We start from the raw sequence: 14,700 nt of genomic DNA, 5'->3' as shown, positions 1-14,700 counted from the left end.
TTGCCCCATTCTAAATGAAACCCATCCCAAGCCAAATATTACAGCAACGCATATTAATTTTATCGGTGTTTATCGTCGCCTCATGTGGCCTTGCTTATGAACTCATTGCAGGGGCATTGGCCAGCTATTTGCTGGGCGATTCTATTTTGCAATTCTCCTCCATCATAGGCTGCTATTTGTTTGCGATGGGGGTGGGATCACACCTATCTAAATATGTAAAAGAGCAAGATACCCTCGCCTGCTTTATTGATATTGAGTTATTGGTGGGCTTACTTGGCGGGCTATCCGCCACGCTGCTGTTTTTAGTGTTTGCTTGGATGGGCACACCGTTTCGTACGGTACTGTATGTGTTAGTGTTTTTAATTGGCGTGCTAGTGGGGATGGAGATTCCGCTGGTGATGCGGGTGTTAAATCGCCAAGGGGAAAATAGGCCAGACTTTGCCGAGATCGTCAGCCGCGTGCTGACTTTTGATTATCTAGGCGCGCTGGTTGTTTCCTTGTTATTTCCCTTAGTGCTGGCCCCCAAACTGGGCATGGCGCGTACCGCCTTGCTATTTGGCCTGCTAAATGCGGCCGTTGCCTTATGGGCAACCCACACCTTTAAACATGAAATCAAAGCACACCGCGCCAAGCAAACCCGCGCGGCCATTGTGCTTGTGCTGCTGATTGGCAGCTTTTTCTACGCCGATCGCCTTACCCAATGGTCTGAGCGCGGACTGTTTGGTGACGAAATTATTCATGCCCAAACCACGCCTTATCAGCGCTTAGTGGTCACCAAATGGAAAGATGATTTACGCCTGCATATCAATGGCAATTTACAGTTTTCTAGCCGTGATGAGCACCGCTATCACGAGGCTTTAGTTCACCCCACCCTAGAGAAACTACCATGGGCCAAGCGGGTGCTGATTTTGGGTGGGGGCGATGGGCTAGCCGCAAGGGAAGTGCTCAAGCATAAAAATATTGAGCAGATTACCTTAGTGGATTTAGACCCCGCCATGACCAAGCTATTTAGCCATTCAGAGCCGCTAGTGAAGCTCAACCAAGGCGCGTTTCTAAACCCCAAAGTGCATATTATTAATGCCGATGCAGGCCAATGGCTGGAGCAAAATACTGAGCAATTTGACGCCATTATTGCCGATTTTCCCGACCCATCTAACTTTGGCCTAGGCAAACTTTATTCCGTGCCTATCTACCGCCTGATGGCGCGTCACCTCAGCGAAAACGGCCTGTTGGTGATCCAATCCACCTCGCCCTATTTTGCCCCACGCTCCTACTGGTGCATCAACGCCACGCTAAAAGAAGCGGGCTTTCACACCTACCCTTACCACGCCTACGTACCGTCTTTTGGTGAATGGGGGTTTATTTTGGCCGACAAAAAAGGCAACTATGCCCCGCCCACCCAATACACCGAGCCGATGCGCTTTTTAGATGGAGAAGTCACCAGGCTGATGTTCACCTTCCCCGCCGATATGCAACCCTGGCCGGTAGAGCCTAATCGCCTTAACAACCAAAAGCTGGTGCATTACTTTGAACAGGATTGGCGGCAGGTGATGCGGTAATCTTTCTACCTGATTATGTCTCTTGCTCAATGGACTCCGTGCAGATGGGGTTCTTGAGTGTTGGGCTTGGTTTTTGAATGTGTAGGGCGGGTGAAACCCGCGAGCCATGCTGAATAAACACGCGGGTTGCACCCGCCCTACGATATTTATAATTGAAATTGAGCAAGAGACATAATCAGGTCTTTCTAAGCTCCCTTGCCAAACCTTGAACCACAGAGAACACCAAGAGCACAGAGATCCACAGAGGAATACCCGATAACAAGGAACTACTCTGGCTTTCTAGGCAAACAGACTAAACAGACTTCAAAAGGAAGAAAGTTTAGAGAAAACTATCGCTGCGAAGCTTTAAATTTAAAACTTCATCGCCGTAAAACAAGGGGCTCTGTGAAACTCCGTGCTATCTGAGGTGCAAGGTGTATAGCCAATTAACGTAAGCCCTTGTCATTAAGCACAGATCAGCGCTTTAAAGTTTGGGTTTTCAACCACGAAATAAAACGCGATTTCTATTAAAATACGCCCTAACTTATTTTGGAGAACACTATGTTTGCCCCCGAAATCTACCGCCAACGCCGTGCCACCCTTGCTGCTAGCTTGCCGGACAGCCTGATTTTGCTGCTTGGCAACGTCGATTCGCCAATGAATTACACGGATAATATTTTCCCGTTTATCCAAGACAGTAATTTCCGCTATTACTTTGGCCTCAACGAGCCTGGTCTTGCTGGCCTGATAGATACCGCGAATGACAGCATCACCCTATTTGGCAATGAAGCCGAAGTGGCCGATATCGTCTGGACCGGTCCCCAGCCATCCTTAAGCGAGCGCGCAGCCACCGCTGGTGTCACGCAAAGCCAGCCTTATACTCAATTAAAACAAAGGCTGGCAACCGCCCAAGCGGCGGGTATTCAAGTGCAATACCTTGCCCCCTATCGCGGAGAAACCATTCTAGAATTAGCTCATTTGCTGGGCTGTGATAGCGGACTAGTGAAAGCAGGTTTCTCGACCGCTCTAACCCTGCAAGTAGTGGCCCAGCGCGAAATTAAATCCGCCGATGAAATCAAAGAAATGGAAACCGTGCTGGCCATTACCCGCGATGTGCATCACGCGGCGATGCGTGCCTCCCAAGCCAATGTGCTGGAGCACCAAGTGGTTGGCCTGATGGAAGGCATTGTGCGCAGCCATGATTTACAGCTCGCCTACCCAAGTATCTTCTCCAGAAACGGCGAAGTGCTGCATAACCATCACCACCATCAAAAGCTGCAAAAAGGCGATCTGGTACTGAACGATACCGGCGCAACATCTAGTGGCGGTTACGCCAGCGATATCACCCGCACTATTCCGGTGGGTGGCAAATTTAGCCCACGCCAGCGCGAGCTGTACGACACGGTGCTGGCAATGCAAACCGAGGCGATTGCCGCACTCAAACCAGGCTTTACCTACCTTGCCGCACATAAGCTAGCCGCCAAAGTCATGGTAGAAAGCATGACTAAGCTGGACTTTTTTAATGGCAATGCGGATGACGTGGTTGAATCTGGTGCCTACGCCATCGCCTTCCCGCATGGCCTTGGCCACCAAATTGGACTAGACGTACACGATATGGAAAGCCTAGGTGAAAACCTAGTCGGCTATGGGGATGGCGTTGAGCGCAGCAAGCTATTTGGCATGGGCTACTTACGCCTTGGCAAGCCACTAAAAGCAGGCATGGTGATTACGGTAGAGCCGGGCATTTACTTTATCCCCGCGCTGATCGCCACCTGGAAAGCCGAAGGCCGCCATAGCGATATGATTAACTACGCCAAGTTTGAAGAATACCAAGACTTTGGCGGTATTCGTATCGAAGACAACGTACTAATCACAACCACTGGCAGCCGCATCCTTGGGCCGCACATCGCCCGCAGCGCAGCAGAAGTAGAAGCAATCATGGCCGCTGTTTAAGCCGAGTTAATCTGGGCGGCTTTGTTGGCCGCCCGCAGCACGGCAAAAGTAAAATCCATCATGCTGCCCATTAAACCCGTTGTATTCAAACAACAAATCTAGTTTCAGCGCAGACAAACGGCTAAGATCAAGGCCTAACCCATCACAACGCAGACGGCATGAAACTGATCACCTCATATACCAGCCCTTTCGGCCGTAAGGTACGCATCGTTCTTGCTGAAAAGCGCATCGAATATCAGATTATTGAAGACAACCCTGGCGTTGCAGGCAGCAGTGTCCCCGAGCTTAACCCGCTAGGCAAAGTGCCCATCCTAATTATGGATGACGGCAGAACGCTTTATGATTCGCGGGTGATTGTTGATTTCTTGGATCACAGCTCCCCCGTTGGCAAGCTCATCCCAAATGACCAAAGACAAGCCATTAATGTAAAACGTCGCGAAGCGTTAGCCGATGGCATTAGCGATGCAGCAGTGTTAATCCGGCAAGAACGCCTAAGGCCTGAGCCACTGCAATCAAGAGAATGGGTGGCGCATCAGCAAGCCAAAATAGAGCGCGGCCTTGCCTCGATTGCGGCAGAGCTTGATGAGAAAAAATGGTGGGGTAGCGAGCAGTTTTCCTTAGCTGATGTCGCCTTAGGCTGCACCCTAGCCTATCTGGATTTTCGCCTTCCAGAGCAAGGCTGGCACTCTAACCACCCAAATCTACTCAAGTTTTATAACAAGCTGGCAGAGCGCCCCTCCTTTGTCGAAACCAGCCCGCCACTGATTTAGCTATGCAAAAAGCTCATGCCACCATAATTTCAACATAAGCAAGCTTTTTGTCAAAAATACCGTATATCAACGAAGGTAAATAGACAGGAAAATCATCAGCTATATTTAAGTTATCGCATTGATAACCCAGCACTTTTCTCATGCATTTTTTACAACAAGCTCATGAGAAAGCCACGGTAAGGCTAAGACTGATGAAAACCAAGATATTGATCGTCGATGATGAACAAGAATTTCGCAACCTAATTAAAGACGGCTTAGCAGGTCATGCAGAGATTATGGAGGCAGATAGCGGGATAGATGCATTAAATCTCGTCAGCACATTTCATCCCGATATTATCTTGCTAGATATTAATTTACCCGATATCAATGGCTATTCTGTTTGCCTGCTGGCGCGTGAAAAACAGCCCGAAGTACGCGTCGTTTTTATTTCTGGCTCAGATAGTTTAGAAACCCGCCAAAATGCCTATGCCTCCGGAGCAGATGATTTTTTACCTAAACCCTTTCGCATGGCAGAGCTGCGCCGCAAAATTGAATTACTCCAGCTTATTATTACTGACTCTGAACGCCTAAAAGACTCATTAAAAACAGCGACGGATACCGCGATGAGTGCCATTTCTAATTCAGGAGAAATGGGCACCGTGATTAATTTTATCAAGCGGGCAATGAGCAGCCCTGATATTGAATCACTATTAAAAGTGCTTATTTCTACCTTTTCGCATGGATTTGATTTAAATGTTTCTGCGCAAATCCGCACCGAAAATGAACAAAAAACCCTCAATAGCGAAGGCCGCTCTAGCCCATTAGAAGCAGAAATACTACGAACATTATCCCAAGATAACCCACGTATTTTTGAATATGGGCACCGGCTTATTGTTAACTACCCAAGCATTACCCTGCAAATTAAAAACCTCCCCTACAATAACCCTGATTTTGCGGGCCGAATCCGCGATCATGCCGCCATTATCACTGAAACAGCAGAAAACCGTATTCATGCTATTGAAACCCACCAACGCTTAACCCTGCAAAGCACTAATGCAAAAACCGCTATCAGTAATATGCAAGAACTTGTTCAACAGTTAGAAAGTGATTACAAAATACAACAATCACGTTCTTGTGAATTATTTGAAAATTTAAAACAACAAATAGAAAATTCACTGGCTAAATTTGGTTTAAGTAATGAACAAGAAACACATTTTATTAAGCTAATAGAAGATGCCTCACAAGCAGCAGCAACACTCTATGATGCCGGTTTTTCATTAGATAAAAAATTTAGTAGTATTAGCGCTGACCTAGGTTTACTACTCATAAAAGATGCAGATAAAGAGATATTAGAGACGATTGAAGATAAAGAAGACAGTATTATTTTTTTCTAGCCTGATATCACACGGTTTAATTGAAATATGGGTATAAATAGGTAGCTTGCTACTGAGCATGCGAAGCTCAGCATTCTTAGAATGGGGCTTTGTTTCACTCAGCGCCAATCCAGCCCTGTTAATTTAAGCATGGGAAGCCGCATTAAGGAGGGCAAAGGCGGTTTACCTTGCCCACCCTAGCAATACTTAAATTAACCGGATTGAGCGCCAAGCTACGTAGCAAGCCCCTCATAAAGAGGTAGCCATCATGAAGAATGATTTTTTTTCTGTTAATCAAACAAAAAATAATTGGCAAAAAGAAATACAACTCTGGGCTTGGCTTCCGCTCAAACAGCGCCCTAAAGAAGCGCTTATCTTACTAATAATTGCACTGCCTATTTTATATATGGCAAGCGCCCCCGATCTAGAGGGCCACTCCAGTGCACTCTCTATCGTTTTACCCTTGCTCATTATTTGGGCAGGCTTTCAATTAGGTAGCGTGGCAGCGGCAGGGCTCGTACTTACTTCTGCAATCATGATTTATTTATCCCCAAGCCATCATCCAGATATCATTTACACCTTGCTAGGTTTTGCCTTATTGGGCCAAGTCATTGCCGGATTAATTTACTATAAAAACAAAGCAGAAAAAGAGTTAAAAATTCACTTAAATAAACTATTACTCAGTACTCAAGCATTAGATTCAATATCCCAAGCCGTGCTTATTACCTCGCAAGATCATAAAATTATTTATGCAAATAAAGCATTTGAAAAGACCAATGGTAGAAACGGCAATGAAATACTAGGAAAAACCTGCAGGTTTATGCAAGGCCCTTTATCCGACCTTGAGACAACATCAAACATACGTATCGCACTAAAAAATGGCCAGCCTTTTCATGGGGAAATAATTAATTATCGTAAAGATGGCAGTCATTATTGGAATGAAATATCGATCACGCCGATATTTAATGAGCAACAAGAAATCACTCATTTCGTTAGCACTCAACGTGATGTATCAGAAAGAAAAATAACAGAAAAAACCATAGAAAAATCAGCAGAAAAAACCACAAAGTTATTAGAAGACATACAAAAATTAACCGCGAATGTTCCTGGAATGATTTATCAATTTAAACTAGAAAAAACAGGAAAAAGTTATTTCCCTTATTGTAGCGAAGGAATTCGAGATATCTGTTTATTATCACCAGAAGAAATCCATGAAGATGCACAAAAATTATTCAATCTAGTCCACCCAGAAGATATTAATGAGTTAAATAAATCCATATTAGAATCAGCAAAAACAGGATCGCCTTGGCAGCAAGAATATCGCGCTATTTTCCCCGACCAAAGCGTACATTGGATGCTCGGCAATGCACAACCAGAAGCACTAGAGGATGGCAGTATTTTATGGCATGGTTTTATCTCTGATATTTCCGAAATAAAACAAAAAGAATCACTACTAAAAGAACAAGACTCAAAATTAAACTCTATTTTGAGTAGTGCGGCGGATGGCATTATTCTAATTGATTGCAAAGGGAAAGTGATTTTATTCAACGCCGCAGCAGAACGCATTTTTGGCTATACGGCAGATGAAGTTATACATAAAAATGTAAAACTATTAATGCAAGAGCCAGAACACAGCCAGCATGATCAATATTTAGAGCAATATTTAAATACTGGCCACGCCCAAATTATTGGCATTGGCCGTGAAATCATGGGAAGAAATAAGAATGGTCAGCTCATCCCTTTAGACCTGTCTATTTCAGAATGGAAATCAGGCGCGGAGCGGATGTTTACCGGCATAATTCGGGATATTAGCGAAAGAAAAAAAGTACAAGCCCAGCTTGTTCAATCACAAAAAATGGATGCTTTATCCCAACTATCAGGTGGGTTAGCCCACGATTTTAATAATTTACTCGGCATCATCATTGCTAATCTTGATTTTATTGAGCCTGCCCTACAAGGCAATATAAAAGCAATGGAGCGGCAACAAAGTGCAATTAATGCGGCTATGCGTGGTTCGGATATTACTCGGCGACTACTACAGCTATCTAGAAAGAGTACCCTACCTTTAAATGAAATAAAACCAAAATCAATCGGCGGATTGATTGAAGAAGTTTTAGGATTATTAAAGCGTACGCTAGGGGCCGATATAAACATCAACACTTTTATTGAGCCTAATTTACCCCTTATAAAATTAGATACGGCCGAGTTTGAAAATGTACTTATTAATTTAGCTATTAATGCCCGCGATGCAATGCCCGAAAGCGGTGGAGATATTGTTATTTATCTTCACCATTGGCGGCCAGAAATATTTAACCACTGCAAAGACATTGATTTGGATAACCAAGAATATTTATTATTGGAATTTAATGACAATGGGAAAGGAATGCCTGCTGAAATTTCAGAGCGGGTTTTTGAGCCTTTTTTTAGCACAAAAACAGAAAATGGCACAGGACTAGGGCTAACCATGGTTTATGGCTTTGTAAAACAATTACATGGCCATATTCGCGTTTATAGCGAGCTGGGTATTGGCACGATGTTTCACATTTTTTTACCCATTAATGCACTTGAGAAAAATATAAATATCGTAGAAAAAACCACGATCCAAAATCCCATTCAAGGAGGAAAAGAAACGATTTTATTAGTTGATGATGAAGTCGATTTAAGAGAAGTCACTGCCGAGCATTTAGCTACTTTTGGCTACAGCGTTATTCAAGCTAAAAATGGTATGGATGCTTTAGACAAGCTTGAACAGGCGGGCAAAGTGGATTTGCTACTTTCTGATATTGTGATGCCGGGCGGCATGGATGGGGTGACTTTAGCGCAGCATATTGCCGAGTCATGCCCCAATATGGCGGTGCTGCTGACATCGGGATATCCACACAAGAATAGCTCTAGCGATCGCTCCGAAACGCTGTTTGGCGAAATACTGCACAAGCCTTATCGCCGAGAAGCCTTGATGCTGGCCGTGCGTAAACGGATGGATGAGAAGATCGCGGCCTGATAGAAAAGGCGAGTGGGCACGGCATGCCGTGCCCCTACAAGATTACTCTGCAATGCCTTCCAGCATTTTTTGCAGCTCGCCATTGGCAAACAGCTCTTTCATAATATCTGAGCCGCCTACAAACTCACCCTTAATATAGAGCTGAGGAATAGTGGGCCAGTTAGCATATTCTTTAATGCCTTGGCGGATATCAGCATCGGCCAGCACATTAACCGCAGCAAACGATACACCACAGTTTTTAAGCATTTGCACCGCGCCTGCAGAAAAGCCGCACTGCGGAAAAGTTGGCGTGCCTTTCATATACAAAACAACGGCGTTTTCAGTTACTTGCTGACGAATAAGATCTTGCGTGCTCATAGTGTTTCCTTTTTGATACCTGATAGATTTACTCAGGTATTGTACTTTTATGAAAAAATTGCGGCAAGCTTTGGCTCTTACCGCCGGTAATTATCGAATTAAAGCTGGCCACCGCTCACGCGCTCTATCCCTGCTAAATCACGCCAGCTTTGTACTGCGGCAAAGCCTGCGGCAGCCAATAATGCTCGGCACGGCTCCGCCTGATCCCAGCCATGCTCCAATAACAGCCAACCATCCTCGTTCAAGTGCAGCCTAGCCTCGGCGATAATACTGCGGATATGCACCAAGCCATCGCCTTCATCTGATAGCGCGCTGCGTGGCTCAAAGCGCAAATCGCCTTGGCTTAAATGATGATCGTTTTGCTCAATATACGGCGGATTAGAAACAATCACATCAAAGTGTGCTGTGCCTAGAGCTTGATACCAATCCGACTGATAAAAACGCACCGCAGCATCCAAGCGGCTCGCATTGGCTTGCGCCACGAGCAAAGCGGCAGGCGATAAATCCACCGCACTAACATCCAGATCTGGGCGCTCTAGTTTAATGCTAACCGGAATGCAGCCGGAGCCGGTGCCCAAATCCAAAACCATAGCCCCTTCAGCGGCCCGCTCTAGAGCCAGCTCAACCAGCAGCTCGGTATCCGGCCTTGGGATGAGCACACTAGGATTCACCACAAAATCACGGCCAAAGAACTCACGCGTGCCAACGATATACGCCACCGGCTCGCCTTTGCTGCGACGGGCGGCTAACAGCTTAAATGCCGCAGCGTGTGCCGCCTCCACCTCATCCTGCCCATGGCCAATCAGCCAAGCGCGGTTTTTGCCTGTAGCGTGCTGAAACAAAACCTGAGCATCAAAACGCTCCAAACCACTTTGTGCCAGTAAAACTGAATAATTCATAGAGGGTTCCGAAGGGGAAATCTAAAACGTCTGTCGACACAAGAAAAATAAGAACTCAGGGAGAAAAACATTTAATTCTTCACTGCAACTTATACCGCCATTAAGCTTGGTGTTTTTGATAGACCCTTGCTTTTCTCATCGTTTTTCTCGCTTTTGCTCTTCTTCCCGTTCTCTGTGTCTACAGATCTTTTTTAATGTTTTTTTTCGAAGCACGATAAGCTGCAATCTCGCTGAGTTTAATACCCTTAGGCAAGATTCGGTGCTTGCCATAATCCACCCGCTGCGAGCGATAAATACCGCTATGACCAGAGCATAAATAGCTGATTACACAGGCTAGCGCGGCGTACACGCCGATTTCTGCCCCAAATATTTCCATCGCCATCAGAGTAGACGCAATTGGCGTATTCGCCGCCCCCGCAAACACCGCCACAAAGCCCAGCCCCGCCAAAAAGGCAAAGGGTAGGTTTAGCCAAGGCGCTAAAACATTGCCCAAGGTTGCGCCTATATAAAACAAGGGAGTGACCTCGCCGCCCTTAAAACCACTCGCTAAAGAAGCAACGGTAAAAGCGAACTTAGCGGCAAAATCGTAATGAGCCATGGGGTGTTGAAAGGCTTCCACAATGGTTGGCACGCCTAAGCCTAAATAACGCTCAGCGCTTAAAGCATAGGCCACAGCGGCAATCAATAAGCCGCCAATAAAGGGGCGCAGCGGTGGATAGTGAATGATTTTTTTAAGCCCCGCCGCCAGCCTGTGCGTGGCCGTGGCAAAGCAGCGCGCAGTCAGGCCAAAGATTGCACCTGCCAGCAACACCGCAGCCAACACCCAAAAGCTGATCGGTGGAATACTAGCCATGGCGTAATGTGTATGCTGCACACCCCACAAGAGGCCCACTTGCTCGGCAACCACCGCCGCCACAAGGCAGGGCCAAATGGCATCAACGCGCATCCGGCCAATGGCCAACACTTCTAAGCCAAAGATAGCACCGGCGAGCGGTGTGCCAAATACCGAGGCAAAACCCGCCGCAATCCCTGCCATGAGTAGTACACGCCGATCACTATTTTTAAGGCGAAAAACCCGTGTGAGTTGATCGGCCAAAGCCGCGCCCATCTGCACCGCCGTGCCTTCCCGCCCCACGGATGCGCCAAATAAATGCGATACCACAGTGCCACCCAGCACCAGCGGAGCCATACGTAGTGGAATGATTTTTTGCGGATCATTAATCTCGTCGATTAATAAATTATTGCCCGCCTCCACCTGCCGACCAAAGCGCAGATAAACCCAACCCACCATAAAGCCCGCCAGCGGCAAACCCGCTAGCAGCCAAGGATGAGCCAAGCGCGTCGCCGTGGCCCATTCAAGAGAAAACAAAAAAAACGCTGAAGCACTGCCCGCCAGCATGCCAACGATAGAGGCCAGAAACAGCCATTTAATCAGCAGGGATAAAGGAGCAAAAACGGCGAGGCGTGGTAACAATGGCATTCTATTTATCTCTAAAAAACGTCTGTAGACACAGAGCTAAAACGAGAACACAACGCATAACAAGCCAAAGCTCGATCTCATACTGCTGTTGGTCTGATTTTTGCTTTTCTCAGAGGGCTCTGTGGCAACAGATTTTTTTGAAGTTTTTACATTAGGAATATTGAAGCCAGCCCAAGGAAAATAAAGAACCCCATCGAGTCGGTGGTGGCGGTCAGTAGCACAGATGAGCCATAGGCGGGGTCACGGCCAAGCTTTTGCATGGTGAGTGGCACTAAAATACCGACCAAGGCGGCAACGAGCAAATTCAGCATCATTGCGGCCATCATCACCACGCCCAGAGAGATCTGCCGGTAAAGCAGCCATGCAATCACGCCCAGTACACTGCCCCAAACTAAGCCGTTCAGCAGCGCAATGACAAGCTCCTTGCCAATTAAGCGCCCAGAGTTATTTGGGTTAATTTGCCCCAGCGCTAGGCCACGGATAATCAGCGTAATGGTTTGCGTACCGGTGTTGCCGCCAATGCCCGATACAATTGGCATCAGCGCAGCCAGCGCCACCAGATGAGTAATGGTTTCTTCAAACGCGCCGATCACTCGGCTGGCAATAAAGGCGGTGCAGATATTCACCGCCAGCCAAGGCCAGCGGTTTTTAGCGGATTTCCACACGCTAGAAAACAAATCTTCTTCTTTCAAACCCGCTAGCGACAGCACTTCAGCGTCGGATTCTTCACGAATCACGTCCACCATCATATCCACCGTGAGGCGGCCAATCACTTTGTGGTTGGAATCCACCACCGGCGCCGAGACTAAATCGTAACGCTCAAACGCTTGCGCGGCGTCCCCCGCATCTTCGTGCCCGCGAAACGTCACCACATCGGTGGCCATTGCTTCGTGCACGGTTAAATCAGGGTCGGAAACCAATAGATGATTAATCGGCAACACGCCCCTTAGCGTTTGCTCGTGGTCCACCACAAATAATTTATCGGTGTGATTAGGTAGCTCATCAAAGCGGCGTAGATAGCGCAGCACCACTTCTAAGGTCACGTCATCTCTGATCGTCACCATTTCAAAATCCATTAAGGAGCCAACTTCGTCCTCAGGGTAAGACAACGCCGATTGCAGCTGCGCGCGTTCTTCATCGTCCAAACCGCCTAGCAGTTCTGAGCGTACTTCGCTGGATAAATCGGGCACCAAGTCGGCCAGCTCGTCGGCGTCTAAGTGCTCGGCAGCTGCGATAATTTCGTAGCTTTCCATGTCGGCCAGCAGCGATTCACGCACCGAATCCGATACTTCCAGCAGCACATCCCCATCGTGCTCAGACTTGACCAACTCCCAAACCAGCAAGCGATCAACCAGCGGCAGGGCTTCCAAAATATGCGCAACGTCGGCCGGGTGCAGGCTAGCGAGCTTTTTTTGCAACTCAACCAAATGCTGCTTATGCACCAGCTGCTCTACTAGCTCGTGCTTAGCCATATCTTGGCGATGCACCATATCTTCAACCAGCCGATGCCTATCCAACAGGCGCACAACCTGTTGCAAGCTTTCTTGTAGGCTTTCTTGCTGTTTGCGGGTGACTATCGTCATGCCGAATTCCAAAGAGAAGGGTATTAAAAAGGCGTGCGCGAGTTTATCACGGAGAGACGTGAGGGCTGGACTGCAAAATTTGAGATTTTTGCGTGTTGGTAGAGCCGCATTCTAGATATGCATGCTGATTGCTCGCTTGGTAGAGCCAAGCAAAGCCTAATAGCCGCAGTATTGGGCTTGCTCAGAGCATAAACGCGGTTTGACGTTTGCTTGGCATGCGCGGGGGAAACACCCCATATGCGCTAAAAAAATTACATAGAGCCTGAACTGTGCATGAAATGGCGCTAAACCTTGAACCACAGAGAAAAAGGAGAGCGCAGAGGACACAGGCTCAAAGCTTTACTTCCCCCGTGAAACTCTGTGGGTCTCTGTGTTATCTATGGTTTAACATTTAACTAGCTGATTCATAAAATTATTTTTTTGCTTAGCGCACATGGAGAAACACCCGCGCTCCGGCGGGCTGCTGCGCTAATCTAAAACGGCGGCTATTTCAGAAGCAAAAGCAATCGCCACGCCACCTGCTCCAATATTTACACCGGCTGTGGTGCTCATTTCGCAGAGTAGTAATTGCACATGGTGTTGCTTAGCGACCTGCTTTAATTTTTGATAGGCTGGCATATCCGTGACTACCGCAGGATCGCCGCCGTAGCTCACACACACTGTGGGCGCAACTAAGCCCTGTTCAATATGCTTAATCACCATAGCAAACAGCTTATCCACACCAGCCGAAAAGCCATTGACGCGGCTCACTGGCGTGGTTTCACCCTGATAAGCGCGAATCACCGGCTTAATATCCAAGGCACTTCCCAAGGCATAAGATAAAAAGCCCACGCTTTTATCGCCTTTACGCCGAGCCTGATGGCGTAATTGCCCTAGATTTGCGGGCATTAAAAAGCCTTGAGCGGTATTGGCTAAGTGCTCAATTTGCTTGGTGATTTCTGAGCTAGTCGCTTCTTGGCTAATCAAGCGTGCCACTTCAGCCACCACTAAACCTTGGCTAGCAAAAATACTGCCACTATCAAAAACCCTGAGTACAAAGGGTTTCATTAAATTGGCCTGCTCACGAATAGGCCGGTATTCGGTCAAAATGGCTCTAGCCGCTTGCGTGGCATGATTAAAAATTTGGCTGCGCGACTTCATAACAGTTAAGCAAAAAACCATATCAAATTCTAAAATCAGCCTTGATAAAAACAATTCTTTAATTTGCTCAGCTGAATAGGGCTGTGATTCAAAATCTGCTACGCCTTGAGCCGCCTGCCGCCGATAAAAATCACGGGTAGCGACCGGATCACGCTGATCAATAAAAGTGCCGTCGTTGCCTTGAATGGTAATGGGCAAGATAACAATCTGGTGGCGATCTAAAAAATCGCGGGGCAAATCACAACATGAATCCGTCACTAAGCCGATGCGCATCAATGCTTCCTCTGGGTATGAATCATTTACCGTCTTATGCGGTTATTTTTAGTTTTGTGGAATTCGAAACAGATGTTTGATTCCTCAGCCCATATTTTCATAAATGACGAAGAAATGACACAAAAGCCTTGTTGCGGCGCACAGGCTGTCTCATTAGCAACAAAATCGACAGCTTCAATGCCAATAATTTCAACTAAATCAGCGCACTAATTTACTTATCAAGAGCAAGCCTGCATAACAAATATGCTGGATGATGCTGTACGATTCAATTAATCATCCTTACAGTGGTTCACTCGCCAATAAAAATCATGCGTAAACAGCGAGTAATCAAATTTACACTACGCTAGAGTTGAA

10 protein-coding genes are annotated in these 14,700 nt (G+C 46.8%); 5 read left to right on the top strand and 5 right to left on the bottom strand.

Annotated elements, in window-relative coordinates; translation table 11 throughout:
* Positions 1–35 precede the first annotated feature (35 nt).
* From R6242_RS03140 to R6242_RS03120, 5 genes are all read left to right on the top strand, one after another.
* Positions 36–1,559, top strand: coding sequence for a polyamine aminopropyltransferase (locus R6242_RS03140; RefSeq protein WP_412099520.1), 1,524 nt, complete (start codon positions 36–38; stop codon positions 1,557–1,559).
* A 540-nt stretch (positions 1,560–2,099) separates the two neighbouring features.
* Positions 2,100–3,491, top strand: a complete 1,392-nt coding sequence (locus tag R6242_RS03135; protein ID WP_318423589.1) for an aminopeptidase P family protein — start codon at positions 2,100–2,102, stop codon at positions 3,489–3,491.
* Between the two features lie 158 nt (positions 3,492–3,649).
* Positions 3,650–4,261, top strand: coding sequence for a glutathione S-transferase (locus tag R6242_RS03130; protein ID WP_318423587.1), 612 nt, complete (start codon positions 3,650–3,652; stop codon positions 4,259–4,261).
* 191 nt (positions 4,262–4,452) lie between these two features.
* Positions 4,453–5,634, top strand: a complete 1,182-nt coding sequence (locus R6242_RS03125; protein ID WP_318423584.1) for a response regulator transcription factor — start codon at positions 4,453–4,455, stop codon at positions 5,632–5,634.
* A 247-nt stretch (positions 5,635–5,881) separates the two neighbouring features.
* Positions 5,882–8,614, top strand: coding sequence for a PAS domain S-box protein (locus R6242_RS03120; protein ID WP_318423581.1), 2,733 nt, complete (start codon positions 5,882–5,884; stop codon positions 8,612–8,614).
* A gap of 42 nt (positions 8,615–8,656) precedes the next feature.
* Here the strand turns inward: R6242_RS03120 and grxD are convergent, their stop codons facing one another.
* The 5 genes from grxD to R6242_RS03095 form a co-directional block, all read right to left on the bottom strand.
* Positions 8,657–8,971 (bottom strand): Grx4 family monothiol glutaredoxin, encoded by a 315-nt coding sequence (gene grxD / locus R6242_RS03115; protein ID WP_293937337.1) that lies wholly within the window; start codon positions 8,969–8,971, stop codon positions 8,657–8,659.
* A gap of 98 nt (positions 8,972–9,069) precedes the next feature.
* Complete coding sequence (prmC, locus tag R6242_RS03110; RefSeq protein WP_318423577.1) at positions 9,070–9,870, bottom strand: peptide chain release factor N(5)-glutamine methyltransferase; 801 nt, start codon at positions 9,868–9,870, stop codon at positions 9,070–9,072.
* Between the two features lie 178 nt (positions 9,871–10,048).
* Positions 10,049–11,350 carry a voltage-gated chloride channel family protein gene (locus R6242_RS03105; RefSeq protein WP_318423574.1) on the bottom strand — a complete coding sequence of 434 codons (1,302 nt, stop codon included), beginning with the start codon at positions 11,348–11,350 and terminating at the stop codon, positions 10,049–10,051.
* Between the two features lie 146 nt (positions 11,351–11,496).
* Positions 11,497–12,933, bottom strand: a complete 1,437-nt coding sequence (gene mgtE / locus R6242_RS03100; protein WP_293937342.1) for a magnesium transporter — start codon at positions 12,931–12,933, stop codon at positions 11,497–11,499.
* A gap of 468 nt (positions 12,934–13,401) precedes the next feature.
* A complete protein-coding gene (locus tag R6242_RS03095; RefSeq protein ID WP_318423568.1) occupies positions 13,402–14,346 on the bottom strand; it encodes a DegV family protein in 945 nt (314 codons plus the stop codon).
* Positions 14,347–14,700 lie beyond the last annotated feature (354 nt).

Origin of the sequence: Iodobacter sp. CM08, from assembly GCF_033446605.1 — a bacterium.
In the GTDB taxonomy this organism is placed as follows: domain Bacteria; phylum Pseudomonadota; class Gammaproteobacteria; order Burkholderiales; family Chitinibacteraceae; genus Iodobacter.
Note: the sequence above shows the minus strand (reverse complement) of the source record. Positions and strands in the feature narration are given on the sequence as shown.

Bases quoted from the DNA above. Each gene is read 5' to 3' on its own strand.
- R6242_RS03135 (WP_318423589.1), top strand. From the start codon at position 2,100: ATGTTTGCCCCCGAAATCTACCGCCAACGCCGTGCCACCCTTGCTGCT.
- R6242_RS03130 (WP_318423587.1), top strand. From the start codon at position 3,650: ATGAAACTGATCACCTCATATACCAGCCCTTTCGGCCGTAAGGTACGC.
- R6242_RS03125 (WP_318423584.1), top strand. From the start codon at position 4,453: ATGAAAACCAAGATATTGATCGTCGATGATGAACAAGAATTTCGCAAC.
- R6242_RS03120 (WP_318423581.1), top strand. From the start codon at position 5,882: ATGAAGAATGATTTTTTTTCTGTTAATCAAACAAAAAATAATTGGCAA.
- grxD (WP_293937337.1), bottom strand. From the start codon at position 8,971: ATGAGCACGCAAGATCTTATTCGTCAGCAAGTAACTGAAAACGCCGTT.
- prmC (WP_318423577.1), bottom strand. From the start codon at position 9,870: ATGAATTATTCAGTTTTACTGGCACAAAGTGGTTTGGAGCGTTTTGAT.
- R6242_RS03105 (WP_318423574.1), bottom strand. From the start codon at position 11,350: ATGCCATTGTTACCACGCCTCGCCGTTTTTGCTCCTTTATCCCTGCTG.
- mgtE (WP_293937342.1), bottom strand. From the start codon at position 12,933: ATGACGATAGTCACCCGCAAACAGCAAGAAAGCCTACAAGAAAGCTTG.
- R6242_RS03095 (WP_318423568.1), bottom strand. From the start codon at position 14,346: ATGCGCATCGGCTTAGTGACGGATTCATGTTGTGATTTGCCCCGCGAT.